22 protein-coding genes and 1 tRNA gene are annotated in these 25,784 nt (G+C 68.5%); 6 read left to right on the top strand and 17 right to left on the bottom strand.

Annotation, left to right across the window (positions count from 1 at the left end):
• Positions 1-16 precede the first annotated feature (16 nt).
• The 11 genes from carA to gloB all read right to left on the bottom strand — a co-directional run bounded on the left by carA (position 17) and on the right by gloB (position 14,502).
• On the bottom strand, positions 17-1,153 hold the full coding sequence (gene carA / locus BKK79_RS17845) for a glutamine-hydrolyzing carbamoyl-phosphate synthase small subunit (RefSeq protein WP_071014108.1): 1,137 nt from the start codon (positions 1,151-1,153) through the stop codon (positions 17-19).
• 428 nt (positions 1,154-1,581) lie between these two features.
• The gene (locus tag BKK79_RS17840) at positions 1,582-1,995 is read right to left on the bottom strand and encodes a RidA family protein (protein WP_071038164.1); all 414 of its coding nucleotides are present in this window, start codon (positions 1,993-1,995) and stop codon (positions 1,582-1,584) included.
• Positions 1,996-2,133: 138 nt separating this feature from the next.
• Positions 2,134-2,553 carry an acyl-CoA thioesterase gene (locus BKK79_RS17835; protein ID WP_071014112.1) on the bottom strand — a complete coding sequence of 140 codons (420 nt, stop codon included), beginning with the start codon at positions 2,551-2,553 and terminating at the stop codon, positions 2,134-2,136.
• Positions 2,550-4,223: an AMP-binding protein gene (locus BKK79_RS17830; protein ID WP_071038163.1), complete on the bottom strand. Its 1,674-nt coding sequence runs from the start codon at positions 4,221-4,223 to the stop codon at positions 2,550-2,552. The genes BKK79_RS17835 and BKK79_RS17830 overlap by 4 nt, the downstream gene beginning before the upstream one ends.
• A 104-nt stretch (positions 4,224-4,327) precedes the next feature.
• Positions 4,328-5,494, bottom strand: coding sequence for an acyl-CoA dehydrogenase family protein (locus BKK79_RS17825; protein WP_071038162.1), 1,167 nt, complete (start codon positions 5,492-5,494; stop codon positions 4,328-4,330).
• Between the two features lie 9 nt (positions 5,495-5,503).
• On the bottom strand, positions 5,504-6,355 hold the full coding sequence (locus BKK79_RS17820; protein ID WP_071014120.1) for an enoyl-CoA hydratase family protein: 852 nt from the start codon (positions 6,353-6,355) through the stop codon (positions 5,504-5,506).
• A 103-nt stretch (positions 6,356-6,458) separates the two neighbouring features.
• On the bottom strand, positions 6,459-7,265 hold the full coding sequence (locus BKK79_RS17815) for an SDR family NAD(P)-dependent oxidoreductase (RefSeq protein ID WP_071014123.1): 807 nt from the start codon (positions 7,263-7,265) through the stop codon (positions 6,459-6,461).
• Between the two features lie 2 nt (positions 7,266-7,267).
• Positions 7,268-9,631, bottom strand: coding sequence for a bifunctional salicylyl-CoA 5-hydroxylase/oxidoreductase (locus tag BKK79_RS17810; RefSeq protein WP_071038161.1), 2,364 nt, complete (start codon positions 9,629-9,631; stop codon positions 7,268-7,270).
• A 235-nt stretch (positions 9,632-9,866) separates the two neighbouring features.
• Entirely contained in the window at positions 9,867-11,759 is a 1,893-nt protein-coding gene (locus BKK79_RS17805; RefSeq protein ID WP_071014128.1) for a propionate--CoA ligase, read from the bottom strand.
• 129 nt (positions 11,760-11,888) lie between these two features.
• Positions 11,889-13,550: a transglycosylase SLT domain-containing protein gene (locus BKK79_RS17800; protein WP_071014131.1), complete on the bottom strand. Its 1,662-nt coding sequence runs from the start codon at positions 13,548-13,550 to the stop codon at positions 11,889-11,891.
• A 142-nt stretch (positions 13,551-13,692) separates the two neighbouring features.
• Positions 13,693-14,502 carry a hydroxyacylglutathione hydrolase gene (gene gloB / locus BKK79_RS17795; RefSeq protein WP_071014134.1) on the bottom strand — a complete coding sequence of 270 codons (810 nt, stop codon included), beginning with the start codon at positions 14,500-14,502 and terminating at the stop codon, positions 13,693-13,695.
• A 10-nt stretch (positions 14,503-14,512) separates the two neighbouring features.
• On the opposite strand from gloB, the gene BKK79_RS17790 reads away from it, so the two are divergent.
• The 4 genes from BKK79_RS17790 (at position 14,513) to BKK79_RS17775 (ending at position 16,790) form a co-directional block, all read left to right on the top strand.
• On the top strand, positions 14,513-15,319 hold the full coding sequence (locus BKK79_RS17790; protein ID WP_071038160.1) for a class I SAM-dependent methyltransferase: 807 nt from the start codon (positions 14,513-14,515) through the stop codon (positions 15,317-15,319).
• Positions 15,320-15,407: 88 nt separating this feature from the next.
• Positions 15,408-15,845 carry a ribonuclease HI gene (gene rnhA / locus BKK79_RS17785; protein WP_071038566.1) on the top strand — a complete coding sequence of 146 codons (438 nt, stop codon included), beginning with the start codon at positions 15,408-15,410 and terminating at the stop codon, positions 15,843-15,845.
• Positions 15,846-15,878: 33 nt separating this feature from the next.
• Positions 15,879-16,589 carry a DNA polymerase III subunit epsilon gene (gene dnaQ / locus BKK79_RS17780; protein WP_071014139.1) on the top strand — a complete coding sequence of 237 codons (711 nt, stop codon included), beginning with the start codon at positions 15,879-15,881 and terminating at the stop codon, positions 16,587-16,589.
• 126 nt (positions 16,590-16,715) lie between these two features.
• Positions 16,716-16,790: transfer RNA gene (locus tag BKK79_RS17775), tRNA-Val, on the top strand.
• 138 nt (positions 16,791-16,928) lie between these two features.
• Here the strand turns inward: BKK79_RS17775 and BKK79_RS17770 are convergent.
• Entirely contained in the window at positions 16,929-17,531 is a 603-nt protein-coding gene (locus BKK79_RS17770) for a cysteine hydrolase family protein (RefSeq protein ID WP_071014142.1), read from the bottom strand.
• Between the two features lie 156 nt (positions 17,532-17,687).
• On the opposite strand from BKK79_RS17770, the gene BKK79_RS17765 reads away from it, so the two are divergent.
• Together BKK79_RS17765 and BKK79_RS17760 are read left to right on the top strand one after the other, a co-directional pair.
• Entirely contained in the window at positions 17,688-18,560 is an 873-nt protein-coding gene (locus tag BKK79_RS17765) for a LysR family transcriptional regulator (RefSeq protein WP_071038159.1), read from the top strand.
• 156 nt (positions 18,561-18,716) lie between these two features.
• Entirely contained in the window at positions 18,717-20,696 is a 1,980-nt protein-coding gene (locus tag BKK79_RS17760; RefSeq protein WP_071038158.1) for a diguanylate cyclase domain-containing protein, read from the top strand.
• 54 nt (positions 20,697-20,750) lie between these two features.
• On the opposite strand, the gene BKK79_RS17755 is transcribed toward BKK79_RS17760, so the two are convergent.
• From BKK79_RS17755 to BKK79_RS17735, 5 genes are all read right to left on the bottom strand, one after another.
• Positions 20,751-22,481 carry an ABC transporter substrate-binding protein gene (locus tag BKK79_RS17755; protein ID WP_071016473.1) on the bottom strand — a complete coding sequence of 577 codons (1,731 nt, stop codon included), beginning with the start codon at positions 22,479-22,481 and terminating at the stop codon, positions 20,751-20,753.
• A 167-nt stretch (positions 22,482-22,648) separates the two neighbouring features.
• Complete coding sequence (locus BKK79_RS17750; protein ID WP_071014148.1) at positions 22,649-22,957, bottom strand: DUF2160 domain-containing protein; 309 nt, start codon at positions 22,955-22,957, stop codon at positions 22,649-22,651.
• Positions 22,958-22,972: 15 nt separating this feature from the next.
• Entirely contained in the window at positions 22,973-23,794 is an 822-nt protein-coding gene (locus tag BKK79_RS17745) for a carbohydrate ABC transporter permease (protein ID WP_071014150.1), read from the bottom strand.
• Complete coding sequence (locus BKK79_RS17740) at positions 23,787-24,680, bottom strand: carbohydrate ABC transporter permease (protein WP_071014153.1); 894 nt, start codon at positions 24,678-24,680, stop codon at positions 23,787-23,789. The genes BKK79_RS17745 and BKK79_RS17740 overlap by 8 nt, the downstream gene beginning before the upstream one ends.
• Positions 24,677-25,783: an ABC transporter ATP-binding protein gene (locus tag BKK79_RS17735; protein ID WP_071016475.1), complete on the bottom strand. Its 1,107-nt coding sequence runs from the start codon at positions 25,781-25,783 to the stop codon at positions 24,677-24,679. The genes BKK79_RS17740 and BKK79_RS17735 overlap by 4 nt, the downstream gene beginning before the upstream one ends.
• Position 25,784 lies beyond the last annotated feature (1 nt).

The following is a 25,784-nucleotide window of genomic DNA, read 5'->3' as shown; positions in this document are numbered from 1 at the left end:
TTCCCGTCCCCGCCGTTCAGGCGCGGGCCTTCTCCATCAGGTGGATGAAGCGGTCGAACAGGTAAGCCACGTCGTGCGGACCCGGCGAGGCTTCCGGGTGCCCCTGGAAGCAGAAGGCCGGCTTGTCGGTCAGCGCGAAGCCTTGCAAGGTGCCGTCGAACAGCGACACGTGCGTCACACGCGCATTGGCAGGCAGCGAGGCGGGATCGACGGCGAAGCCGTGGTTCTGCGACGTGATCGCCACACGGCCGTCATCCAGGTCCTTGACCGGGTGATTGGCGCCGTGGTGGCCGGTCTTCATCTTCAGCGTCTTCGCACCCACTGCCAGCGCCATGATCTGGTGGCCCAGGCAGATGCCGAAGGTGGGGATGCCGCGCGCCAGGAACTCACGGGTGGCGGCGATGGCATAGTCGCACGGCTCGGGGTCGCCGGGGCCGTTCGACAGGAAGATGCCGTCCGGGTTCAGCGCCAGCGCGTCGGCGGCGCTCGCCTGCGCCGGCAGCACGGTCACCTTGCAGCCGCGCTCGGCCAGCATGCGCAGGATGTTGAACTTGACGCCGAAGTCATAGGCGACCACGTGGAAACGCGGCGTTTCCTGCTTGCCGTAACCGCGGCCCAGCGCCCATTCGCTCTGGGTCCACTCGTACGATTCCTTGACCGAGACCACCTTGGCCAGGTCCATGCCGGCCAGGCCGGGGAAGGAGCGCGCCAGGTCGATGGCCTTCTGCACATTGTCCTCGCCAGCGAGGATGCAGCCGTTCTGGGCGCCCTTCTCGCGCAGGATGCGGGTCAGCTTGCGCGTGTCGATGCCGGCGATCGCCACGACCTTTTCCTGTTTCAGGTAATGGCCGAGCGTGTGCTCCTTGCGGAAGTTCGAGGCCTGCAGCGGCAGGTCCTTGATGATGAGGCCGGCGGCATGGACTTTCGTGGCTTCGACATCCTCGGCATTGACCCCGACATTGCCGATGTGCGGATACGTCAGCGTGACGATCTGCCGGGAATAGCTGGGGTCGGTGAGGATTTCCTGGTAACCGGTGATGGCGGTATTGAACACCACTTCACCGATGGTATGGCCGGAAGCGCCGATGGAATAGCCACGAAAGACCGTGCCGTCTGCAAGCGCGAGGATGGCGGACGGGAAAGACGGTAACACGGGTAGGCTCCTGCTGGATTCACCCCGTGACCGACCTGATCGACGCCTCTGCCCCCCGGAGGATCCCGGCCTGACGGCAGGCCAGCGGGCATGCAGTCGGCACCGGCCACGCTATGCTCCTGGAGACACTTCTTCTCGAGCGCCATCTTGCGGAAGACGACGGCGAAGCAGGTGTATCCGGGCCACGCGGGAAGGGGGCGGCGGAAGGTGGAATGCGGTAGGCGCTAGGGTGAAGGGTTCTGAAAGCGAAACTTTCGAATTATAGCCCGGACAGGCCATTTTCTCAAGTTTTCAAGGACTTGCAGAAAGGCCGGCGGCCAATCGCACCAAATCAGTGCAAAGCCGCCACGCCGTTCGGGCGCCCGAACCGACGGCATGCCCGATGCGGCACCGCGCGCAGGCATCCCGCCCTCCCCGCCTGCGCGCCCTCAGCCTGCGCCCGGCGGCACCACCGCCGTGACCTCGATCTCCACCTTGGCTCGCGATTCCACCAGGTCGGCGACCTCGACCGCCGTCATGGCCGGGAAATGGCGGCCGATGACCTCGCGGTAGTGTTCGCCGATGCCGCGATAGGCACCCACGTATTCCTCCTTGTCCTTGACATACCATGTCATGCGCACGATGTGCTCGGGACGCGCGCCGCCGGCTGCCAGCACCGCCACGACATTGCGCAGGGCCTGTCCGGTCTGCGCGGCGAAATCGTCGGTCTCGAACTCGCACTGCGCGTTCCAGCCGATCTGGCCGCCGACGAACAGCAACCGGCTGCCGACCTGCATTTCCGTCATGATGCCGTTCGAGTACCCACGCGGCGGGGCCCAGTTGGGGGGTTGCAGGATCTTCATAGCGTTTCCAGGTATCAGGTGTGTGGTTTTCGGTTTCGGTATTCGGTGAATCTGAACGCAGCGCCCGAGGCCGCATGGAGACCGCTTCTGCCCGCACGCGCCTCGGCGCTTGCCGGCGCGGCGCGGATCGTAGCGGATTCAGGCGCTCACATAGCACCCCATCGCGGCCCGCACCGCATCGGGCCATGGCCGCGGCGCCACGCGCCCGAGGTCCACGCAGACCAGGCGCTGCTCGAACTCGACGCGCAGGTCCCCGGAAGGACCCGCGAAGCGCACCGCCAGCAGCGCGCTCGATCCACCCAGCCGGCGGATGCGCAGCTCGCGCGTCAGGGTCTCGCCCAGCCGGCTCGGCGCGACGAAACGGCTGCTGAGTTCCGCCGTGGGCACGCCGCAGCGATCGCTGCCGTGCATCGCCTCGAAAGGCCAGGCCAGCGCCTCGCGGAACCAGTCCTCGACGCAATCGTTGAGCATCTCGAAATAGCGCGGGAAGAACACGATGCCGGCCGCGTCGCAGTCCTTGAAGCGCACCCGCACGGTGTTGCGGAACACCTCGCTCACGGCCGCCCCGCCGCGCTGGCGCCCTGCTCGGCCAGTTGCCGCAGGCGGAAGCGCTGCAGCTTGCCGGTCTCGGTGCGCGGCAGGGCCGCCACGAACTCGATGCGGCGCGGATACTTGTACGGCGCGATCTCGCGCTTGACGTGCTCCTGCAGGGCAGCGCGCGTCGCTTCGTCCGCCGCCACGCCGGGGCGCAGCACCACGAAGGCCGTCACCACCTGCCCGCGCTCGGGATCGGCGGTGCCGATGACGCCGCACTCGGCCACTGCCTCGTGCTGCATCAGCGCGCTCTCGACCTCAGGGCCAGCGATGTTGTAGCCGGCCGAGACGATCATGTCATCCGAACGCGCCTGGTAGAAGTAGTAGCCATCGGCATCGGCCATGAAGGTATCGCCGGGCAGGTTCCATCCCGCCTTGACGTAGTTGGCCTGGCGCGGATCGTCCAGGTAGCGGCAGCCGGTCGGGCCGCGCACCGCCAGGCGCCCGACGGTGCCGGGCGGCACTGGCCGCATCTGCTCGTCGACGATCTGCGCCACATAGCCCGGCACCACCTTGCCGATGGCGCCGGGGCGCACTTCCGCGCCGGCGCTGGAGATGAAGATGTGCATCATCTCGGTACCGCCGATGCCGTCCGTCATCTCGATGCCGCTTGCCGCCTTCCAGCTCTGGCGCGTGGCGTCCGGCAGCGCCTCGCCGGCCGATACGCTCTTCTTCAGGCTGGCCAGGCGGTAGCGCGGCGCCAGCACCGCCATCTGCCGGTAGAAGGTCGGCGCGGTGAAAACGATGGTGGCGCCGAAGTCCTGGATCAGCTCCAGCAGCGACTCCGGCGTCAGCCGCTCGGCCAGCACGGTGCTGGCACCGACCCGCAACGGAAAGCAGAGGATGCCGCCGAGGCCGAAGGTGAAGGCGATCGGGGGCGTGCCGCAGAAGATGTCGTCCGGCCCGGGCTTCAGCACATGGCGCGGGAACAGGTCGCACATGGCCAGCACGTCGCGGTGGAAATGCACGGTGCCCTTGGGCTGGCCGGTGGTGCCGCTGGTGAAGGCGATCAGGCAGACGTCGTCGGCCGCCGTGTCACAGGCCGCGAAGGTTTCGGGCTTGCCCGCCAGGGCCGCTTCCAGGGAGGCCGGATCGCCCGCCTCCGCGTTGAACCATCGCACCTGCCGCAGGCTGGGCGTATGCTGCTCGCCCGGCGCCAGGTTGGCCTCCAGCTCCTCCCGCAGGCGCACGTCGCACAGGGCGGCACCGACCTCGGCCTTGTCGATGATCTGCTTGAGTTCGCGCGCGCGCAGCAAGGGCATGGTCGGCACGGCGATCAAGCCGGCCTTGACGGTGGCGAGCCAGCTCGCCGCCATCATCAGGTTGTTGGGCCCGCGCAGCAGCACGCGGTTGCCCGGCACCAGCCCCATGTCCTCGACCAGCACGTGCGCGATGCGGTTGACCAGCGCGGCCAGTTCGGCATAGCTGACCGAGTGCACCTGGCCGTCGCCGCCGCGATAGCGGATGGCGATGCGCCCGCCCCGTCCCTCGCGCACATGGCGGTCGACCAGTTCGGCCACACAGTTCAGCCGCGGCGGATATTGGGTGTCGTCGTTGAACAGGAACTCGGGCCAGGCGTCGCGCGGCGGCAGCCGGTCGCGGGCGAAGGGATCGCTGGGGGCGTTGGTGGGCATGCTTGTCTCCGTCGTTTTCCTCGATCGATATCCTGTATCCGGCCGGGCCGCCATGTGCGGTGCCGGCCTGGCGCCCTGCATCACAAAGTCGTTGACTCAGGGCACTAGCCGCGCGGCGCCATCGTTTCCCGCGCGATGATCAGCTTCTGCACTTCGGTGGCGCCCTCGTAGATGCGCAGCGCGCGGATCTCGCGGTACAGGCCCTCCACGCGCGAGCCCACCTTGACGCCCGCGCCGCCGAACATCTGCACGGCGCGGTCGATCACCTGCTGGGCGTTCTCGGTCGCCACCATCTTGGCCATGGCCGCCTCGCGCGTGGTGCGGCGCTGTGCCACGTCGCGCAGCCAGGCGGCGCGATAGGTCAGCAGCGCGGCGGCATCCACTGCGGTGGCCATCTCGCCGAGTGCCGCCTGCGTCAGTTGCAGGTCGCCCAGCACGCCGCCGAACATGGGCCGCGATGCGGCGCGCGCCAGCGCCTCGTCCAGCGCGGCACGGCCGAAGCCCAGCGCCGCCGCAGCCACCGAGGCGCGAAAGATATCGAGCGTCATCATCGCCACCTTGAAGCCCTGCCCCGCCTCGCCGAGGCGGTTGGCCACCGGCACGCGGCAACCGTCGAAGCGCAGCGTGGCGAGCGGATGCGGCGCCATCACCTCGATGCGCTCGGCGATCTCCAGGCCGGGTGTGCCGGCGTCGACCACGAAGGAGCTGATGCCGCGCGCGCCGGGCGCCTCGCCGGTGCGGGCGAACACGCAGTAGAAATCGGCGATGCCGCCGTTCGAAATCCAGGTCTTGGCGCCATCCAGCACGTAATGGCTGCCGTCCTCCGACAGCCGGGCGCTGCACTGCATGGCGGCCACGTCGGAGCCGGCTTCCGGCTCTGACAGCGCGAAGGCGGCGATGGCCTCGCCGCGCGCCACGCGCGGCAGGTAGCGCTCGCGCAGCGCTTCGCTGCCGGCCAGCGTGATGGCGCCGGAACCGAGGCCCTGCATGGCAAAGGAGAAATCAGCCAGGCCGTCGTGGCGCGCCAGCGTCTCGCGCAGCAGGCACAGCGCGCGCGAATCCAGCGCCGGCAGCGCCCCGCCGTGCGCCGCCGGCACGCAGTAGCGCAGCCAGCCCGCCTCGCCGAGCTGACGCACCAGCGCGCGGCAGGCGGCATCGGTATCGCCATGGTCGACGTGCAGCGAAGCCTCGCACCAGGTATCGAGATCGCGCTCCAGCGTACGGTGCGCCTCGTCGAAGAAGGGCAGTTCCAGATAGGTCTTGTCTGACATGGATGCTCCTCAGTCGCCTTCGAACACCGGCTTGGACTTGGCCACGAAAGCTTCGTAGGCGCGGCGGAAATCCTGCGTCTGCATGCAGATGGCCTGCGCCTCGGCTTCCGCTTCGATCGCTTCGTCCAGGCCCATATTCCACTCCTGGTGCAGCAGCTTCTTGGTCACACCGTGGGCGAAGGTCGGGCCCGCGGCAAGCTGGGCGGCCAGCGCCTGCGCCTCGGCCAGCACCCGCTCCGGCGCGTGCAGAGCATTGAAGAAGCCCCATTGCAGCCCTTCCTGCGCGCTCATGCTGCGGCCGGTGTACAGCAATTCGCTGGCCCGCCCCTGCCCGATCACGCGCGGCAGCAGCGAGCACGCTCCCATGTCGGCGCCGGCCAGGCCCACCCGCACGAACAGGAAGGCAGTCTTGGCCGCCTCGGTGCCCAGGCGCATGTCGGAAGCCAGCGCCATCATCGCGCCGGCCCCGGCACAGATGCCGTCGATGGCACTGATGACCGGCTGCGGGCAGGCCCGCATGGCCTTGACCAGGTCGCCGGTCATGCGCGTGAACTCGAGCAGCTCGGGCATGCGCATGCGTGTCAGCGGGCCGATGATCTCGTGCACGTCGCCGCCGGAGCAGAAATTGCCGCCGGCGCCGGTGACCACCACCGTCTTGATGTCACTGGCGTAGCACAGGCCGCGGAAGAAATCGCGCAGTTCGGCGTAGGAATCGAAGGTCAGCGGGTTCTTGCGCTCCGGGCGGTTCAGCGTCACCGTGCCCACCTTGCCGTCGGCGGACACCGACCACAGGAAGTGGCGCGGCTGGTAGTCGGCGAAGGGGCGCTTATGATGGCGCATGTCGAGGGCGATATCGGTCATTTGCGGTCTCTCTGTGGTTCCGTTCTGTCCTGCTTGTCCTGTCGGTCCGGCCCACCGCAAGGAAGGGGCCGGTGCGGCGTGCGCTCTGGGCGCACAAGGGCGCTCAGCCCGCCATCACTTCGCCGCCGGCCACCGCGATGGCCTGTCCGGTCATGGCGCCTGCCGATGGCCGGCACAGCCACGCCACGGCGTCGGCGACCTCCTCCGGCTGCACCAGCCGCTTCTGCGGATTGCCGGCCGCCAGTTCGGCGCGCGCCTCGGCTTCGCTGCGCCCGGTCTTGGCCACGATGTTGGCGACCGCCTCGCGCACGATGTCGGTCTCGGTGTAGCCGGGGCAGACCGCGTTGACGGTGACGCCCTTGGCTGCCACCTCCAGCGCCAGCGCCCGCGTCAGGCCGATCACGCCATGCTTGGCGGCGCAATAGGCACTGACATAGCCATAGCCCCGCAGCCCCGCTGTGCTGGCCACGTTGACGATGCGCCCCCAACCGGCAGCCAGCATGCCCGGCAGCGCCGCCTGGGCGCACAGGAATGTGCCGGTCAGGTTGACCTCGAGCATGGACTGCCACAGGGCCAGGTCGGTCTTGCCGAAGGGGGCGCTGCGCGCCTGGCCGGCGTTGTTGACCAGTACCGCCACAGGGCCGAGGCGCCCGCTCGCCGCGGCGAAGGCAAGGGAGACAGCCTCGGCGTCGGCGATATCCGCCGTTTCGACCGCCAGCACCGCCTCCGGCAACTCCGCGCGCAGCGCGGCCGCCGTCTCGTGCAGGACGCCGGCATTGCGTCCGAGCAGGGTCACGCTGGCGCCATCGGCCAGCAGCCGGCGCGCGATCGCCGCGCCGATACCGCGCCCGGCGCCCGTCACCAGCGCATGGCGCCCCTGCAGTTCACCGCCTTGCCGTGCCGCTGCCATCGTCATTTCCCCGCCGCCGCCTGCGCCTCGAAAGCCGCGGCGCGCTCCAGGTTGGTCTCGTACTGGCGCTTGCCCGCCAGGTACTGCCGGGGCCAGGCGGCCTCGCGCCAGCCCAGCCGCGCTGCCTCGTGCAGTGTCCAGGCCGGGTCGGCCAGGTGCGGCCGCGCGATCGCACACAGATCGGCGCGGCCGGCGGCGATGATGCTGTCGACGTGGTCGGCCTCGAAGATGGCACCCACCGCGATGGTGGCGATGCCTGCCTCGTTGCGCACGCGGTCGGCGAACGGCGTCTGGTACATGCGGCCGTACACCGGCGCCTGGTCGGGGCTGACCTGGCCGGACGAACAGTCGATCATATCGGCGCCGGCGGCCTTGAAGGCACGCGCGATCTCCACCGCGTCGTCCGGCGTGATACCGCCCTCGACCCAGTCGTGCGCCGAGATGCGCACCGACATCGGCCGTTCCTGCGGCCATGCCGCGCGCACCGCGCGGAACACTTCGAGCGGATAGCGCAGGCGGTTCTCCAGCGAGCCGCCGTAGGCATCGGCGCGCTGGTTGGTCAGCGGCGAGATGAAGCTGGACAGCAGGTAGCCGTGCGCGCAGTGCAGTTCCAGCCAGTCGAAACCGGCCTCGGCCGCCCGCCGCGCGGCCGCGACGAAGTCATCGCGCACGCGCGCCATGTCGTCCGCCGTCATCTCGCGCGGCACCTGCGAGATGCCCGGCAGATAAGGCAGCGGCGAGGCCGACTGCAGCGGCCAGTTGCCCTCGGGCAGCGGATGGTCCATCTGCTGCCAGCCGAGCTGGGTCGAGCCCTTGCGGCCGGCATGGCCGAGCTGCATGGCGATGCGCGCGTCGCTGTTGGCGTGGACGAAGTCGACGATGCGGCGCCAGGCATCGCGCTGGGCATCGTTCCACAAACCCGGGCAGCCCGGGGTGATGCGGGCATCCGGCGCGGTGCAGGTCATCTCGGCCACCACCATGCCGGCGCCCCCCATGGCGCGCGCGCCCAGGTGCACCAGGTGGAAGTCGCCTGGCACGCCGTCGACGCAGGAGTACATGGCCATCGGCGACACCACCACGCGGTTCTTCAAGGTGAGGCCGCGCACCCGGTAGGGCGTGAACATCGGCGGCAGCGACTTGCCTTCGCCCATGCCGGCGGCATCCGCCGGCATGCCTGCCGCGCGCGCCAGCCAGTGCTCGAAGCCCTGCACGTAGCCGGCATCGCGCAGGCGCAGGTTCTCGTGCGAGATGCGCTGCGAACGCGTCAGCAGCGAATAGGCGAACTGCTCGGGCGCCAGCTCCGCATAGCGCGCCACATTCTCGAACCACTCGGTGGAGTTGCGCGCGGCATTCTGGATCTTCAGCACTTCGACGCTGCGCGTGGCCTCGTAGCGCGCCAGCGCCTCGGGCAGGCGAGCCGCACCGGCGTCACCGATCTCGGCCGCCAGGTCGATGGCATCCTCGAGCGCCAGCTTGGTGCCGGAGCCGATGGAGAAATGCGCGGTGTGTGCCGCATCGCCCATCAGCACCACCGGCACGCGACGCCCGCCAGCCAGCGTGTTCCAGTGCACCCAGTGCTGGCAGATCACGCGCGGGAAGCGGATCCAGATCGCCGAGCCGCGCAGGTGGGTGGCATTGCTGATCAGCTTGTGGCCATCCAGGTAGCGCGCAAACAGCCGCTCGCAGTAGGCCACCCCCTCCTCCTGGCTCATCTGCTCGATGCCGGCGGCCTGCCAGACCTCTTCGGGCGCCTCCACGATGAAAGTGGAGGTGTTGTCGTCGAAGCGGTAGGCATGCGCCTGGAACCAGCCGTGCTCGGTCTTCTCGAAGGCGAAGGTGAAGGCGTCGAACAGCTTGCGGGTGCCCAGCCAGACGAAGCGGCAGCGGCGCGTGTCGATGTCGGGCTGGAAGGCGTCGGCGTAGCGGGTGCGGATGCGGCTGTTGATGCCGTCCGAGGCGATCACCAGGTCGGCTTCGTACTGCTCGGCCAGGGCCTGGTCGTCCGTCACGTCGGTCTCGAACACCAGGCGCACGCCGAGCGCCTCGCAACGCGCCTGCAGGATATTGAGGAGGCGCTTGCGGCCGATGCCGATGAAGCCATGGCCGCCCGAGCGGATGGTGCGCCCGCCGATATGGACGTCGATATCGTCCCAGTGGTTGAAGGCCTCGTTGATCTGGGCCGCGCTGACGGGATCGGCCTCCTTCAGGTTGTCCATGGTGGCATCGGAAAACACCACGCCCCAGCCGAAGGTGTCGTACGGGCGGTTGCGCTCCACCACGATGATCTCGTTGCGCGGATCCTGCAGCTTCATCAGCAAGCCGAAATAGAGCCCCGCCGGACCGCCACCAATGCACAGCACACGCATGTCTTGTCTCCTTGTGCGCCGGTCGCCGCATACCGCTTGCCCGGCTGCCGACCCCGCCTTGATCGTCTAGCCTGACCGTCTAGATCAAGCCTAAATATTTCATGTTTAAAATATTAGGAGGCATCACCGGGAAACGCAAGACCTGTTTGCCCCCATCGCCAGATGCCTGCCCCCCTCGCAATGTGGAGGCGACGGCGCGGGCAGGCCGGTCAGGCCTGCCCGCACCCCTCTCCGCTCAAGCCTTCAGGGCGTCCTGCAGCATCTCAAGCGCGACGGGATCCTCGATGGTGGTCAGGTCGCCGGTCGCCCGGCCTTCGGCCACGGCCTGGATCGCGCGTCGCAACAGCTTGCCGGATCGTGTCTTGGGCAGCACGTTGACGAACACCACGCGCGCCGGCTTGGCCACCGCACCGAGCTGCTGCTCCACAGTCTTCATCAACTCGGTCTCGAATGCCTGCCGGCCGGGCGCGTCAGCCACCCTGGCCGGATCGCGCGCCACGCAGACTCCCAGCGCCACCTGGCCCTTGAGCGCATCCTGCACGCCGACCACGGCCACCTCGGCCACGCCCGCGTGCGAGGACAGGCTCTCCTCGATCTCGCGGGTGCCAAGCCGGTGGCCGGCCACATTGATCACATCGTCGGTACGGCCGAGGATGAAGACATAGCCGTCTTCGTCCTGCACGCCCCAATCGAAGGTGGAATAACAGCGGCGGTTTGGCACCGACGACCAGTAGGTCTTGACGAAGCGCTCGTCGTCTCCCCAGATCGTGCTCATGCAGCCCGGCGGCAGCGGGCCGTCGATGGCCACCACTCCCTTCTGCCCGGGCGCGCAGACTTCGCCGGTGGACTCGTCGACGATCTTCAGGTCGTAACCATAGGCGGGCACGCCGGGCGAGCCCAGCTTGGCCGGCAGCGGTTCGATGCCGCGCTGGATGGCGATGATCGGCCAGCCGGTCTCGGTCTGCCAGTAGTTGTCCACCACCGGCTTGCCGATACCCTGCTGGATCCAGTCCGCGGTGGGTTCGTCGAGCGGCTCGCCGGCCAGGAACAGCAGGCGCAGGCTGGACAGGTCGTAGCGCTTCAGCCAGGCCGGGTCCTGCTTCTTCAGCACGCGGATGGCGGTGGGCGCGGTGAACATCAGGTTCACCTTGTACTCCTGCACCAGTTGCCACAGGATGCCGCCGTCTGGCCGCACCGGCGTACCCTCGTACATCAGCGTGGCCAGGCCGGCCAGCAGCGGCGCGTAGATGATGTAGCTGTGCCCGACCACCCAGCCGATGTCCGAGCAGGTAAACATGGTATCGCCCGGCTTGCCGCAGAAGATGTACTCCATCGACGTCGCCAGCGCCACCGCATAGCCACCGGTGTCGCGCTGCACGCCCTTCGGCTTGCCCGTGGTACCTGAGGTGTAGAGCACGTAGGACGGCTCGCTCGATTCGAGCCAGGCGCATGGCACGCGCGCCGCGCCCACCTGCCCGCGCCACGCGGCGTAGTCTTCGTCGCGCCCCGGCGTGCGCGCCATCGCCGCCAGCCCGCGGTCGACCAGCAACACGCGCTCGGGCTGGTGCGAGGCCAGGCGCAGCGCCTCGTCGAGCAGGGGCTTGTACGGCACCACCTTGCCGGCACGCGAGCCGGCGTCGGCACTGATGACCACGCGCGGCTGCGCATCGTCGATGCGAGCGGCGAGGCTGACCGAGGCGAAGCCGCCGAACACCACCGAATGGATGGCGCCGATGCGGGCACAGGCCAGCATGGCGAAAGCCGCCTCGGGAATCATCGGCAGGTAGATCAGCACGCGGTCGCCCTTGGCCACGCCGAAAGCCTGCAGGATGGCGGCCATGCGGTTGACCTCGTCGTGCAGCTCCGCGTAGGTGTAGCGGCGGCGCTCGCCGGTTTCGGTGGAAACGTGGATCAGCGCGGTCTGGCCGGCGCGCTCGGCGAGGTGGCGGTCGACCGCGTTGTGGCAGAGATTGGTGCGCCCGCCGACGAACCAGCGCGTGAAGGGTGCTCGGCTGTCGTCCAGCACCTGTTCGAAGGGGGTCTCCCAGTCGATGCGTCTGGCCTGTTCGGCCCAGAACCCCTCGGGGTCGGCCAGGGAACGCGCGTGCAGGGCGCGGCTAGCGGTCATGGCTGTCTCCTCCGCGCGTAGGCGGCTGTGGTTGTGCCGCTAGTTTGCCACCGCCGCGCGTACCGCAGGAAGATCCGCACCCGCCGCTGCCTTGCGCCAGCGCAAGGCAGGCGCCGCCAGCCGCGGCCGTCAGTGCTTCTTGCCGCCCTTGCCAGCCGACGCCTTGGCCGGCGCCGCCTTGGCGGTAGCGGCCCTGGGAGCGGGGGCAGCCTTGGCGGCGGCGCCCCTGGCCGTCGGCGCGGCCTTGCGCGCCGGCGCCGCCGTGGCGCGCCCGCGCGGCTCGGCCCGCGCTTCCGCACGCGGGTGCGCCGACACGCGCACGACCTCTGCACCACCCCGCGCCGCCGGCTCGGCACGCGCGCCGCCGGCGCGCACCGGTACCATCAGCACCAGGCTCTGGCCTGCCACCAGCTTGGTGCCGGGCAGGTGGTTCCAGCCCATCAGCTGGCTGGCGGTGACGCCGTAGCGCCGCGCGATCGACGCCACCGTGTCGCGCCGCCCCGCGCGCACCACGACGCGCCGGGCATCGGGGAGATCGGGCTCCACGGCCAGCATGGCATTGTCGGCCACGCTGGCGCTGATGTCCTCGTCATTGCGTTCGGTACGCGGGATCATCACCGTCGAGCCGGCCTTCAGCCGCATGCCCTTGGGTATGCGGTTGATCTCGCGCAGGGTGTCCGGATCGATCTTCAGCCGCGCCGCCAGCGCCTCCACCCGCTCACGGTTGTCCACCGTGACGGCGGTCCAGCTCGACAGGCCGCCGCGATAGGTATTGAGGTTGTACTGGAAGCGCTCCGCGTTGTCGAAGGGCAGCAGGATCTGCGGGTTGGCCGCGCCGAGGATCACCGGACGGTTGAAGGAGGGGTTGAGCGCCTTGAACTCCTCCAGCGGCATGTTGGCCAGCTTGGCGGCCAGCGCCACGTCGATGTCGCGCGAGGTGGTGACGGTGACGAAGTAGGGATGGTCGGGAATGTCCGGCAGCTTGATGCCGTAGAGCTCGGGGTTGCTGATGATGTTCTTGACCGCCTGCAGCTTCGGCACGTAGTAACGCGTTTCGTTCGGCATGCTCAGGCTGGCGTAGTCGGTCGGCAGCCCGCGCGCCTGGTTGCGCGAGATCGCGCGCGACACGGCGCCTTCGCCCCAGTTGTAGGCCGCCAGCGCCAGCTGCCAGTCGCCGAACATGTCGTACAGGCGCGCCAGGTAGTCGAGCGCGGCATCGGTCGAGGCCAGCACGTCGCGGCGCTCGTCGCGGAACATGTTCTGCTTGAGCTTGTAGGTCTTGCCCGTGCTCGGGATGAACTGCCACATGCCGGCCGCCTTGGCGCTCGACTCGGCCTGCGGGTTGAACGCGCTCTCGACGAAGGGCAGCAACGCCAGCTCGGTCGGCATGTTGCGACGCTCGAGTTCCTCGACGATGTGGTAGAGGTAGCGGCTCGAGCGGCTGATCATGCGCTCCATGTACTCGGGGCGCTGGGCATACCACTGCGTGCGGTCGTCCACCAGCGTGCCTTCCAGGTCGGGCATGGCGAAGCCGCGCCGGATACGGTCCCAGATATCGCTCTGCTGGACGTTCAGCCAATCCCTGCCGCCGCCTTCGCCACCTGCGGGCGGCTTGCCGCTGGCCGCGTTCAGCCCGCCGGCTGCCTTGCCGGTGGTCAGGCTGTTGAGCGGGTCGGGCGTGCCACGCTGCGCGGTCGCTGTGCCGGCCGTATCGGCGGCGGGCGGCGCGCCCGCGCACGCTGCCAGCAAGGCAGCGCAGGCGACCACCGCCATGAATCGACCAATTTTCATCAATTTCTCGAATCGTGACGCTAAAAAATTGCCTGATGCTATGAAAAACGCGCTATGGCGTCAATGAGATTCTCCCCCGGCAAAGCCGGGCAACCGTCGAGAGACGCGGGAAGCGCCCGGCGCGATGGCGGCCGGGCGGACCCTAGCGGAAGCCGTCCTTCCAGCCGCGCAGTGCGCCGAAAGCCGCCGCATCGTTGCCGGGGTGGCCCCCATGGGCAACGAGCGCCGCACGCACCGCCGGCTCGCGCGAGCGCAGGAAAGGATTGACCGCGCGCTCCAGCCCGATCGTGGTGGGCACGGTCGGCCGGCCCTGCCCGCGCAGATCCTGCACGCGCGCCTGCCAGTCGGCCAGCGCCGCATTGGCCGGCTCCACCGCCAGCGCGAAACGCACATTGGAGGCGGTGTACTCATGCGCACAGTAGACGCGGGTGGCGGGCGGCAATGCCGCCAGCTTGTCGAGCGAGTCCAGCATCTGCGCCGGCGAGCCCTCGAACAGCCGGCCGCAGCCGCTGGCGAACAGGGTATCGCCGCAGAACACGGCCGGACCGCTGTCGCCAAGTGCGGAGTCATCCGCCACGTAGGCCACATGGCCAGCCGTGTGACCGGGCACGTCCAGCACGCGCAGCTGCAACGCTGGCGCCGCCAGTGCCACCACGTCGCCTTCGCGCACCGCCTGGGTGCGGCCGCCGATGCGCTCGCCGGCCGGCCCGATGACCGGCAGCGGGCCGCCGCCGGGCGCGAGCGGATGCGCCTGCAGCAGGTCCGCGACGCCGCCCTGGTGATCGCCGTGGTGATGGGTGATTACAATAGCGCCCAGAGCCAGCCGATGCTGTGCCAGGAAACGCTCGACCGGGCCCGCCTCGCCGGGATCCACCACGGCGGCGCAGTGACCATCGTGGATCGCCCAGATATAGTTATCCTGGAATGCAGGAATCGGCTCCACTCTCAACATACTTGCTCCTATGTCCGACCGACCGATTATAGATTGGGAAGGCTGGCTCGCCTCGCCACCCGGGCAGTACATGCTCGGCTGGGAACAGGGCCAGTACGATCGCACGGTGACGGACATCTTCGGCTACCACGCTGTGCAGCTCGGCCTGCCGGTGATCGACACCCTGCGCGAGAACCGCATGCCCTTCTCGGCGCTTGCGCTGGACGCGGACGGCGGTCCGCACGGTCCGCGCAGCGGCCAGCCCGACGCGCGTCAGCTATTGTGCCGTTTCGACGAACTGCCCTTCGACACACAGAGCCTGGACCTCGTCACCCTGCCCCATGTGCTGGAGTTCAGCGAGTATCCGCACGAGGTGCTGCGCGAGGTCGCGCGGGTACTGATGCCTGAGGGCCGCGTGGTCGTCACCTGCTTCAACCCGATGAGCCTGTGGGGGGCCCGCCAGGGCCTGAACCGCATCGGCGTCGAGCCCTTCCTTCCGACCGACGCGCAGTCGATCGGTTTCGTGCGCATCAAGGATTGGCTCAAGCTGCTCGGCTTCGATATCATCCGTGGCCGCTTCGGCTGCTACTGCCCGCCCTACCGCACCGAGCGCTGGCTGCAGCGCGCGGCCTTCATGGAGAAGGCGGGCGACCGCTGGTGGCCGATCTTCGGCGCCGTCTACATGATCTCGGCGATCAAGCGGGTGCGCGGCGTGCGCCTGGTCGGCCCGGCATGGAAGCCGACCAAGGCGTCCCTCAAGCCGGTGGCGGCACCGGTGGCCACCCCGACCGGCACCCACGGCAAGGCCCCTGGCGGCACGCCTCGCGGCGGCGCCTAGGCGGCCGGCCCTGACGCCAATCCCTATCGCCAATCCACATCGCCGGGCCGCGCGCGGGCCGGCACGAACCTTGAATCACATGGAAGCACTGCAAGAAGTCACGATCTATTCCGATGGCGCCTGCAAGGGCAATCCCGGCCCCGGCGGCTGGGGCGCGCTGCTGGTGGCCGGCACGAGCGAGAAGGAACTGTTCGGCGGCGAGCGCGGCACCACCAACAACCGCATGGAACTGACCGCGGTGATCGAGGCCTTGCGGGCGCTCAAGCGCCCATGCCGCATCCAGGTCTATACCGACTCCCAGTATGTGCAGAAGGGCATCAGCGAATGGCTGCCCGGGTGGAAGGCGCGTGGCTGGAAGACCGCCGACAAGAAACCGGTCAAGAATGCCGACCTGTGGCAGTCGCTGGACGTCGAGGCCGCACGCCACCAGGTCAGCTGGCACTGGGTGCGCGGCCACAACGGCCATCCCGGCAACGAGCGCGCCGACGCGCTGGCCAACCGGGGCGTCGCCTCGCTGGCGGCCTGAGGCCTGCCCGCGCGCTCCGGTAGAATGCCCGCCATGCGACAGATCGTTCTCGATACCGAAACCACCGGCCTGAATGCCGCCACCGGCGACCGCCTGATTGAAATCGGCTGTGTGGAGATGGTCAACCGGCGCCTGACGGGGCGCAATCTGCATTTCTACGTCAACCCCGAGCGCGAGATCGACGAAGGCGCGATCGCCGTGCACGGGCTGACGCTCGAGTTCCTCTCGGACAAGCCGCGCTTCGCCGAGGTGGTCGAGCCCATCCGCGAGTTCGTGCGCGATGCCGAGCTGATCATCCACAACGCGAGCTTCGACCTGGGCTTCCTCGACATGGAATTCCAGCTGCTCGGCCTGCCGCCATTCCGCGAGCACGTCGGCGGCGTGATCGATACGCTCAAGGAAGCGCGCCAGATGTTCCCCGGCAAGCGCAATTCGCTCGATGCGCTGTGCGATCGGCTGGGCGTCAGCAACGCGCACCGGACGCTGCACGGCGCCTTGCTGGATGCGGAACTGCTGGCCGAGGTCTACCTCGCCATGACGCGCGGCCAGGACTCCCTGGTCATCGATGCCCTCGACGATGGCGACGGACCGGGTCACGCGGTGGCCTCGGCGGACCTGTCCGCGCTCGACCTGCCCGTGCTGCGCGCCAGCGAGGAAGAGGTGGCCGCCCATGCAGCAGTGCTGAAGGAACTCGACAAAGCGAGCGGCGGCAAGACCGTCTGGCAGGAGGTGCCGGCGGCCTGAAGCCACCTGCGGCAAAGTGCCAATGGCGCAGCGCCGCAAGAATTTTGCGGAAAGGGCTTTACAAGATACCGCGGCTTCTGCATAATCTCATTTCTCCGCTGCACGACAGCAACAACGCAGCAGCAGGGGTGGTTAGCTCAGCGGTAGAGCACTGCCTTCACACGGCAGGGGTCACAGGTTCAATCCCTGTACCACCCACCAGATTTGGCTGGCAACGCCTTACGTTGCCAAAAAACCCCGAAGCCGGAAGGCCTCGGGGTTTTTTGTTTTGCGCCATCATGCCTGGGCGCTTCGGCTTTGGCGAAGGAAGGAGCAAGCGCCCCCCCCTTCCTTGCGCGCTTACCGCCAGACCCCCTCGTCCGGCACCACGGTGGCGAAACGGTCATGCAGCGCGGCCAGCGCGGCGCGATGCACCTGCGCCGCCGGCAGCGCAGGCCCGCCGAGCGGATCCGGCAGGTCGCGCGTAGCGCAGGCGCCCGCCACCACGGTGCTGCGATAGCCGTGATCGAGCGCCGCGCGCACCGTCGCGCTGACGCACATATGCGTCTGGAAACCCGCCACCACCAGTTCCTTGCGGCCGGTCCGCGCGAGCACCGCGGCGAGGTCGGTGCCGGCGAAGCTGTTCGGCAGCCCCTTGACCACGGTGGCTTCGCCGGCAGCCGGAACGAGGTCGGCGATGATGGCCGCGTAGGGTCCGCTCGGATCGAAGGCCCCGCTACCCGGGCGCCCATGGTGGACCACGTGGACGACCGGTGCGCCCCGCTCGCGCGCCTGCGCCAGCAGCGCGGCGCAGCGGGCCACCGCCGCCGGCATGCCACTCAGCGGCAGCCGGCCATCGACATATTCACGCTGGTGGTCGATCAGCAGCAGCACGGCGGCGTCCCAGGCGGACGGCGCGCGGCTGGCGCCGGCAAGATCGAGCAGGGTGAAGGCTTGGGACATAGCGAGGATCTCCTGGTACAGGTGGCAGGGGCGGCCCAGGGATAGCGGCGCGCACCGCCGCGGGCCAGAGGCGCGGCAGGCGCCTTCCGGGACGCTTCGCAGCCATCTTAGGCTGCGCTAAGCTGTACGCCAATTCTCCAATCCCTCACGATCGCTGTGCAAAAACGTTCACTCTGCTGGGATGACCTGCTGACCCTGTCGGCACTGCAACGCTGCGGCAGCTATTCCGCCTGCGCACGCGAACTCGGTCTCACCCATGCCACCGCGATCCGCCGCATACGGCGCCTGGAAGCCGCGCTCGGCGGCGCGGTCGCCACGCGCACCGACGGCGCCTTCGTCCTCACCGGCACCGGCCGCGCGGCCTTGGAGGCGGCGCGCCAGATGGAACGCAGCGCGGATCGCCTGCTGCGGGAGACCGAACACGCCGGAGCCGGCGTCTCGGGCGAGGTGCGGGTGGCCGCCACGGCCGCGCTCGGCAGCGAATTCCTCACACCGCGGCTGCCGGGCCTGTACGCCGCCCATCCAGCCATCCAGGTACGGCTCGAACTGGACAATCGCGTTGCCAGCCTGGCGCGCCGCCGCGCGCATATCGCGGTGCGACTGGCACGCCCGCAGGAGGAGGATGTCGTGGCGCAGCGTGCCGGCACCGTGCAATTCGGCTTCTACGTGCGCGCCCACGACGCGGCGATGCACCGCCCGGATGCCAGCGCGAGCGCTGCCCTGCCCTGCTGTGCGCTGCTGGACGATGGCCTCGGCCTGCCCGAGTGCGCCTGGCCGCAGGCGCGCGGCGGCCCGGTCGCCTTCCAGTCCAACAGCCTGCATGCCGTGCAGCAGGCGGTGCGGGCCGGCCTGGGTGCGGGCCTGCTGCCGCACTACCTGGCCGCTCACGATGCCAGCCTGGCGAAGCTGCACGATGTGCCGGAAGTGACGCGCGAGATCTGGCTCGCCTATCCGGCGGAATTCCGCGGCCACTCGCGCTTCCGTCCGGTCATCGACTGGTTGCAGCAGACGCTCGCCACCTGCCCTTGACCTGCCCTTGATGCCGGACCTTCACCTGTACCTGCGCTCCTTCGCTTCTGCTAATCTTGACTGTCGGTTCCGTGCCGGCAGGCATGGGCAGATCGCGGCACCGGCCGCGTTCGATCCGCGTCCCCACAGGCCAGAAGAAGCACGAAGCAAGCACGCATGCGGCACTCTTTGAAATACCGGGTAGCTCTCGCCGCCGCGCTGGTGGTGACGCTGATTCTCGGCGTGCGTGTGCTGGCCTCCCAGTATTACGCCTATGCATCGCTGCGCCAGCTGCTGGAGACCGAGCAGGCCCGGCAGACCGACCTCGTCGCGCAGCACCTGGACGACAAGTTCGACAGCCGCATCCACCTGCTGCGCCGGCTGGCGCGCCAGCTCGAACCGATGCTCGACCAGCCGCCGGCGACGCTGCGGGTCTTCGCCTCCGGGATGGTGGACACGCCGGAGGACTTCAATGCTGTCTTCCTGGCCTGGCCGGACGGCGATGTCGCCTTCAGCACCGCCGTGCCCCAGGAGCGACGGCTGCAGGTCAAGGACCGCGACTATTTCCGCGCACTCGAGGCGGGCGCCTCCGTGGCGACCTCCGACCTGCTCTACGGGCGCATGAGCAGCGCACCGGGCATGGTGCTCGCCGTGCCACTGCGCGCGCCGGACGGAACGCTGCGAGCGGTGGTCGGCGGCGCGCTCAACCTGGCCGAGGACAACTTCCTGCACGAGTTGCGCGACGGCCGCCTCGGCAGCGGCGGCATCTATTGCCTGGTGTCCTCCGGGCAGAATCCGCGCTATGCGATGCACGCCGAGCCGGCCAGGATCATGCTGCCGGCGGCGCAGGGCACGGCCGACGCCTGTGGCCTGGCGACACCGGCGGCCAAACCCTGGGAGTTCCTGCGGCCCGCGCGCCCCGTCGTCACGCGCCGCAGTCTCGACCTGAACGGCTGGACCGTCGTGTCGGTGCTGCCGGCCGAGCAAGCCTTCCTGCCGCTGATCGACGTACGTCACAAGTGGCTGCTGATCGGCCTGCTGACGCTGGCGGGGGCTGCCGGCCTGATGTGGCTGATGGTGCGGCGCCTGCTCAAGCCGCTCGAAGACTTCCATCGGGCCGTCGACGCCGTGGCGCTCAACGCCGACGCGCTCAACCAGTTGCCGACGCAGCGCCGGGACGAGATCGGCCAGCTCGCCTCGGCCTTCGCCGGCGTCGTGCGCCAGCTTCATGAGCGCGAGAGCGCGCTCAAGGCTGCCAAGGACCTGGCCGCCGAGAGCGAGAAGCGGATCGAGGCCATCGCCAACCATGTGCCGGACTTCATCTCCCTGGTCGACGCGAAGGAGCGCTACGTCTTCGTCAACCAAGCCTATGCGCGCCATTTCGGGCTGCCGGTGCAGCAGATCGTCGGCCTCAAGCTGCGGGAACTGTGGGGTACGCCGACCTATCTGGCCGTGCGGCCTCACCTGGAGCAGGCGTTCGCCGGCAGGGCCGTGACCTACACTCAGGAAAGCCCGGACGGCACCGAATGCCTGGAAGTCAGTTGCCAGCCTGCCTGGGACGACGCGCGCGATACGGTCGTCGGCCTCTATATGTTCGCCCGCAACGTGACCGCCGAGCGCCAGGCGCTGCGCTCGCTGGAAGCGCAGACCGTCAGCGACCACCTGACCGGCCTGCTCAACCGTAAAGGCTTCGACCGCTGCCTGGCCGAAGCCATGAACCCGGGCGAGGGGCCAGACCAGAGCATCGCCCTGATGCTCGTCGACCTGGACGACTTCAAGCACATCAACGACAGCCACGGACACGCCGTGGGCGACGAACTGCTGGCAGGGTTCGGCAGGCGCCTGTCGGCGTGCGTGCGCGAAGGCGACGCAGTCGCCCGCATCGGCGGCGACGAATTCGCCATCGTGCTGCGCAATGCGATCGCGCCGGCCGATCTCGAGCGGATCGCCCAGGACATCGTGCAGGGTTCGCTGCAAGCGCACCGGATCGCCGGCCGCGCACTGATGGCCACCGCCAGCGTCGGCGCCGCCGTGCACCTGGCCGGCGACGGCCAGACTGCCAGCGAACTGTTCATGCGCGCGGACATGGCGCTCTACGAGGCCAAGCGGCGCGGCAAGGCGCGCTACGCCTTGCAGGTCGTGCACGACCGGGCCTGAAGCCCGGCCGCCACGCCGCCGGCGCGCCCCCGCGCGGGGCACGCCGGCCGGGGCTCAGCGCACCCGCCCTTCCTTCCATGCCTGCAGCAGCTTGTCGTAGGCGATGGTTTCACCCTTGGGCTTCTCGTTGGACAGCTTCTGCCAAGGCGCATGCTCGCTCGACAGCCATTTGGCCGGATCCTCCTTCGGGTTGAGCTTGGGCGCGCAGTTCGCCATGCCGGCGCGCTGCAGCCGCCCCATCACCTGCTCCATCTCGTCGGCGAGGTTGTCCATCGCGGCCTGCGGCGTCTTCTCGCCGGTGACAGCCGTGGCCACGTTCTTCCACCAGAGCTGCGCGAGCTTCGGATAGTCGGGCACGTTGGTGCCGGTCGGCGTCCATGCCACCCGCGCCGGGCTGCGGTAGAACTCGATCAGGCCGCCGTACTTGGCCGCGTTCTTGGTCAGGTACTCGTGGTGGATATCGCTGTCTCGGATGAAGGTCAGCCCGGTCAGCGATTTCTTCAGCGACACCGTCTTCGAGGTCACGAACTGCGCGTACAGCCAGGCCGCGGCGAGGCGGTTGGGATCGGTGTTCTTGAAGAAGGTCCAGGAGCCCACGTCCTGGTAGCCGTTCTGCATGCCCTGCTTCCAGTACGGGCCGTAGGGCGACGGCGCCATGCGCCACTTCGGGCTGCCGTCGGCATTGACCACCGGCAGGCCCTTCTTGGTCATGTCGGCCGTGAACGCGGTGTACCAGAACACCTGCTGCGCGATCTGCCCCTGCGCCGGCACCGGGCCCGCTTCCGAGAAGGTCATGCCCATCGCCTGCGGTGGCGCGTACTTCTTCATCCAGTCGATGTACTTGGTCAGCGCGTAGACCGCGGCCGGGCTGTTGGTGGCACCGCCACGCGCCACCGAGGCGCCCACCGGCGTGCACTTGTCCGCGGCCACGCGGATGCCCCACTCGTCGACCGGCAAGCCGTTGGGCAGGCCCTTGTCGGCGGCACCGGCCATCGACAGCCAGGCGTCAGTGAAGCGCCAGCCGAGCGACGGGTCCTTCTTGCCGTAGTCCATGTGGCCGAAGACCTTCTTGCCGTCGATCTCCTTGACGTCGTTGGTGAAGAACTCGGCGATGTCCTCGTAGGCCGACCAGTTGGTCGGCACGCCCAGCTCGTAGCCGTACTTGGCCTTGAACTTGTCCTTCAGGTCCTGGCGCGCGAACCAGTCGGCGCGGAACCAGTACAGGTTGGCAAACTGCTGGTCGGGCAGCTGGTAGAGCTTGCCGTCGGGCGCAGTGGTGAACTTGGTGCCGATGAAGTCCTTGACGTCGAGTCCGGGGTTGGTCCACTCCTTGCCCGCGCCGCTCATGTAGTCGCTCAGCGGCAGGATGGCGCCGTAGCGGTAGTGCGTGCCGATCAGGTCGGAGTCGGAGATCCAGCCGTCATAGATGGACTTGCCCGACTGCATCGAGGTCTGCAGCTTCTCGACCACGTCGCCTTCCTGGATGATGTCGTGGGTCACCTTGATCCCGGTGATCTCCTCGAAGGCCTTGGCCAGGGTCTTCGATTCGTACTCGTGGGTCGTCAGCGTCTCCGATACCACGCTGATCTGCGTGACGCCCTTGGCCTTGAGTTTGGCGGCAGCGTCGATGAACCATTTCATCTCGGCCAGCTGCTTGTCCTTGGACAGCGAGGACGGCTGGAACTCGTTGTCGACCCACTTCTTGGCATCGGCTTCGCCGGCCCAGGCCGCGTGGCCGCAGGCCAGCGCCGCTGCGCAGGCGAACGCCGTCATGCCCAACTTCATCTGCACCTTCATGAACGCCTCCTCGTGACTCCCCCTTCCCGCTGTATCGTTGGACCGCGGCCCCGGGAAGGGACAAGCCGCCAGGCCCATTGGCTCGGATATCTCCACTCCACCCTGCTCCGCCGCGCCCTGCTCCGGCGCCGGCCGTGCGACCGCTGCCGCGGCGCTCAGCCCTTGCGCAGGATCAGCGCCAGCACCAGCATCGACACCACGAAGCTGATCCATACCGACGGCTCATCGGCCAGCGAGAACCAGCCCGCCATCTTCTCGCCCAGCCCGACCCAGGCCAGGTTGATCCAGGCGGCGCACATCAGCCCGATGAAGAGACGGTCGCCGCGCGTGGTCGCGATGGGCAGGAAACCCTTGCGCAGCACCGACGGCGCGCGCGTCTCCCACAGCGTCATGAGGGCCAGCATCACCACGATGCAGGAAAAGAAGACGGCCACCGGCGTGGTCCAGACCATCCAGCTGAACATGGACTTTCCTCCGCATCAGACGCGGCCCATCGCGAAGCCCTTCGCGATGTAGTGCCGCACGAACCAGATCACGATGCCGCCGGGCACGATAGTCAGCACACCGGCCGCGGCCAGCACGCCCCAGTCCATGCCGGATGCCGACACGGTGCGCGTCATGGTGGCGACGATGGGCTTGGCGTTGACCGAGGTCAGCGTGCGTGCCAGCAGCAGCTCGACCCAGCTGAACATGAAGCAGAAGAAGGCGGCCACGCCCACGCCTGCCTTGATCAGCGGCAGGAAGACGGTGAGGAAGAAGCGCGGGAAGGAGTAGCCGTCGACATAGGCCGTCTCGTCGATCTCGCGCGGCACGCCGGACATGAAGCCTTCCAGGATCCACACTGCCAGCGGCACGTTGAATACCAGGTGGGCGAGCGCCACGCCCAGGTGGGAATCCATCAGGCCGATGGTCGAGTAGAGCTGAAAGAAGGGTAGCAGGAACACCGCGGGCGGCGTCATGCGGTTGGTCAGCAGCCAGAAGAACACGTGCTTGTCGCCGATGAAGCGGTAGCGCGAGAACGCATAGGCCGCCGGCAGCGCGACCGTGATCGAGATCACGGTGTTCAGCGCCACGTAGATCAGCGAGTTGATGTAGCCGGAATACCAGGAGGCATCGGTGAAGATGGTCCGGTAGTGCTCCAGCGTGAAGTCCACCGGCCATAACGACAGCGTGGAGAGAATCTCCTCATTGGTCTTGAACGACATGTTCACCATCCAGTAGATCGGCACGATGGCGAACAGCAGGTAGACCAGCAGGAAGGCATTGCGCCACCAGGTGGCGTGCTGCTTGGCTTCAGGCATTGGGCATGTCCTCCGCACCGGCGGTGCCCGCGCGCTGCATCCAGTTGTACAGGACGAAGCACAGGAGCAGGATGATCAGGAAGTAGACGATGGAGAACGCGGCCGCGGGACCGAGATCGAACTGGCCGACGGCCTTCTGCGTCAGGTACTGCGACAGGAAGGTGGTAGCGTTGCCCGGCCCGCCGCCGGTCAGCACGAAGGGCTCGGTATAGATCATGAAGCTGTCCATGAAGCGCAGCAGCACGGCGATCATCAGCACGCCGCGCAGCTTGGGCAGCTGGATGTAGCGGAACACGGCCAGGCGGCTGGCGCCGTCGATCTTGGCTGCCTGGTAGTAGGCGTCGGGGATGGCGCGCAGTCCCGCGTAGCACAGCAGCGCGACCAGAGGTGTCCAGTGCCATACGTCCATCACCAGCACGGTCAGCCAGGCGTCGAGCGCACTGCCGGTGTAGTTGTAGGCGAAGCCCATGGCGTCGAGCGCGGCGCCCAGCAGGCCGATGTCGGTACGCCCGAAGATCTGCCAGATAGTACCCACCACGTTCCACGGAATCAGCAGCGACAGCGCGATGACCACCAGTACCGCCGACGCCTGCCAGCCCCTGGCCGGCATCGACAGGGCCAGCAGGATGCCCAGCGGGATCTCCACCAGCAGCACGGCCAGCGAGAATCCGACCTGCCGCAGCAGCGCGTCGTGCAGCTCGCTGTCGCGCAGCACGGTGGCGAACCACTCGGTGCCGACGAAGACCCGGCGCTCGGGCGAGATGATGTCCTGCACCGAGTAATTGACGATGGTCATCAGCGGCAGGATGGCCGAGAAGGCCACGCACAGCACCACCGGCACCACCAGCAGCCAGGCTTTCTGATTGACGGGCTTGAGCGTGCTCATGACACCAGTTCCTCGTTGACGTAGTAGCAGGTGTGGCGATGGAAGGCCGACAGCCAGGCGGTCTCGCCCGCGCGCAGCGCCGCCGCTTCGCCGCCCATGCGGGCGCGCAGCGTGGCGACCTTGCCGCCGGCTTCGTGCACGGCGGCGGTGACCAGCCAGTAGGTGCCGATGTCCTGGGCGCGCTCGACCACCACCGGCACCGCCTGCGGATCGTTGGCCGCGGCCAGCCGCAGGTACTCGGGGCGCACCCCGACCTTGAAGCTGCCTGCCGCCTGCAGCGCCTGGCCCAGCGCCGGCGCCAGCTCCGGCGTGTAGCGGCGGCCGCCCATCTCGATGGCGCCGTCGCGCCATTGCCCGACCAGGAAGTTCATGCCCGGCGAGCCGATGAAATGGCCGACGAAGGTGTGTGCCGGCCGTTCGAACAAGGCATCCGCCGGCCCCGCCTGCACGGTCTTGCCGCGCGACATCACCAGCACCTGGTCGGCAAAGGTCAGGGCCTCGGTCTGGTCATGCGTGACGTAGATCAGCGTCAGCTTGAACTCGTGGTGGATCTCCTTGAGCTTGCGCCGCAGTTGCCACTTCAGGTGCGGGTCGATCACCGTCAGCGGTTCGTCGAACAGGATCGCCGAGACGTCGTTGCGCACCAGGCCGCGGCCGAGCGAAATCTTCTGCTTGGCATCGGCAGCCAGCCCGCTGGCGCGCCGGTCCAGCCACGCCGACAGGTCCAGCATCTCGGCCACGCGCCCGACCCGCTCGCGCACCTGGTCCGGCGGCACGCCGCGGTTGCGCAGCGGGAAGGCGAGGTTCTCGCCGACCGTCATGGTGTCGTAGATGACGGGGAACTGGAACACCTGGGCGATATTGCGCTGCTGCGGCGTGGCGGCGGTGACGTCGCGCCCGTCGAAGGCGATGGTGCCGTGCGAAGGCCGCAGCAGCCCGGAGATGCAGTTCAGCAGCGTGGTCTTGCCGCAGCCCGAGGGACCCAGCAGCGCGTACGCGCCACCGTCCTCGAAGGTGAAGCGCAGCGGCAGCAGCGCGTAGTCTTCGTCGGCATGCGGCTGCGCCAGGTAGGAATGCGCGAGATCGAGATCGATGCGAGCCATG

Source organism: Cupriavidus sp. USMAA2-4, assembly GCF_001854305.1.
In the GTDB taxonomy this organism is placed as follows: domain Bacteria; phylum Pseudomonadota; class Gammaproteobacteria; order Burkholderiales; family Burkholderiaceae; genus Cupriavidus; species Cupriavidus malaysiensis.
This window is presented reverse-complemented; position numbering and strand designations above follow the sequence as displayed.

Bases quoted from the DNA above. Each gene is read 5' to 3' on its own strand.
- BKK79_RS17815 (WP_071014123.1), bottom strand. From the start codon at position 7,265: ATGGCAGCGGCACGGCAAGGCGGTGAACTGCAGGGGCGCCATGCGCTG.
- BKK79_RS17790 (WP_071038160.1), top strand. From the start codon at position 14,513: ATGTCCGACCGACCGATTATAGATTGGGAAGGCTGGCTCGCCTCGCCA.
- BKK79_RS17840 (WP_071038164.1), bottom strand. From the start codon at position 1,995: ATGAAGATCCTGCAACCCCCCAACTGGGCCCCGCCGCGTGGGTACTCG.
- BKK79_RS17820 (WP_071014120.1), bottom strand. From the start codon at position 6,355: ATGACCGATATCGCCCTCGACATGCGCCATCATAAGCGCCCCTTCGCC.
- gloB (WP_071014134.1), bottom strand. From the start codon at position 14,502: ATGTTGAGAGTGGAGCCGATTCCTGCATTCCAGGATAACTATATCTGG.
- BKK79_RS17755 (WP_071016473.1), bottom strand. From the start codon at position 22,481: ATGAAGTTGGGCATGACGGCGTTCGCCTGCGCAGCGGCGCTGGCCTGC.
- BKK79_RS17745 (WP_071014150.1), bottom strand. From the start codon at position 23,794: ATGCCTGAAGCCAAGCAGCACGCCACCTGGTGGCGCAATGCCTTCCTG.
- BKK79_RS17770 (WP_071014142.1), bottom strand. From the start codon at position 17,531: ATGTCCCAAGCCTTCACCCTGCTCGATCTTGCCGGCGCCAGCCGCGCG.
- BKK79_RS17805 (WP_071014128.1), bottom strand. From the start codon at position 11,759: ATGACCGCTAGCCGCGCCCTGCACGCGCGTTCCCTGGCCGACCCCGAG.
- BKK79_RS17800 (WP_071014131.1), bottom strand. From the start codon at position 13,550: ATGAAAATTGGTCGATTCATGGCGGTGGTCGCCTGCGCTGCCTTGCTG.
- BKK79_RS17760 (WP_071038158.1), top strand. From the start codon at position 18,717: ATGCGGCACTCTTTGAAATACCGGGTAGCTCTCGCCGCCGCGCTGGTG.
- BKK79_RS17740 (WP_071014153.1), bottom strand. From the start codon at position 24,680: ATGAGCACGCTCAAGCCCGTCAATCAGAAAGCCTGGCTGCTGGTGGTG.
- BKK79_RS17830 (WP_071038163.1), bottom strand. From the start codon at position 4,223: ATGCCCACCAACGCCCCCAGCGATCCCTTCGCCCGCGACCGGCTGCCG.
- BKK79_RS17750 (WP_071014148.1), bottom strand. From the start codon at position 22,957: ATGTTCAGCTGGATGGTCTGGACCACGCCGGTGGCCGTCTTCTTTTCC.
- BKK79_RS17825 (WP_071038162.1), bottom strand. From the start codon at position 5,494: ATGTCAGACAAGACCTATCTGGAACTGCCCTTCTTCGACGAGGCGCAC.
- BKK79_RS17735 (WP_071016475.1), bottom strand. From the start codon at position 25,783: ATGGCTCGCATCGATCTCGATCTCGCGCATTCCTACCTGGCGCAGCCG.
- BKK79_RS17810 (WP_071038161.1), bottom strand. From the start codon at position 9,631: ATGCGTGTGCTGTGCATTGGTGGCGGTCCGGCGGGGCTCTATTTCGGC.
- dnaQ (WP_071014139.1), top strand. From the start codon at position 15,879: ATGCGACAGATCGTTCTCGATACCGAAACCACCGGCCTGAATGCCGCC.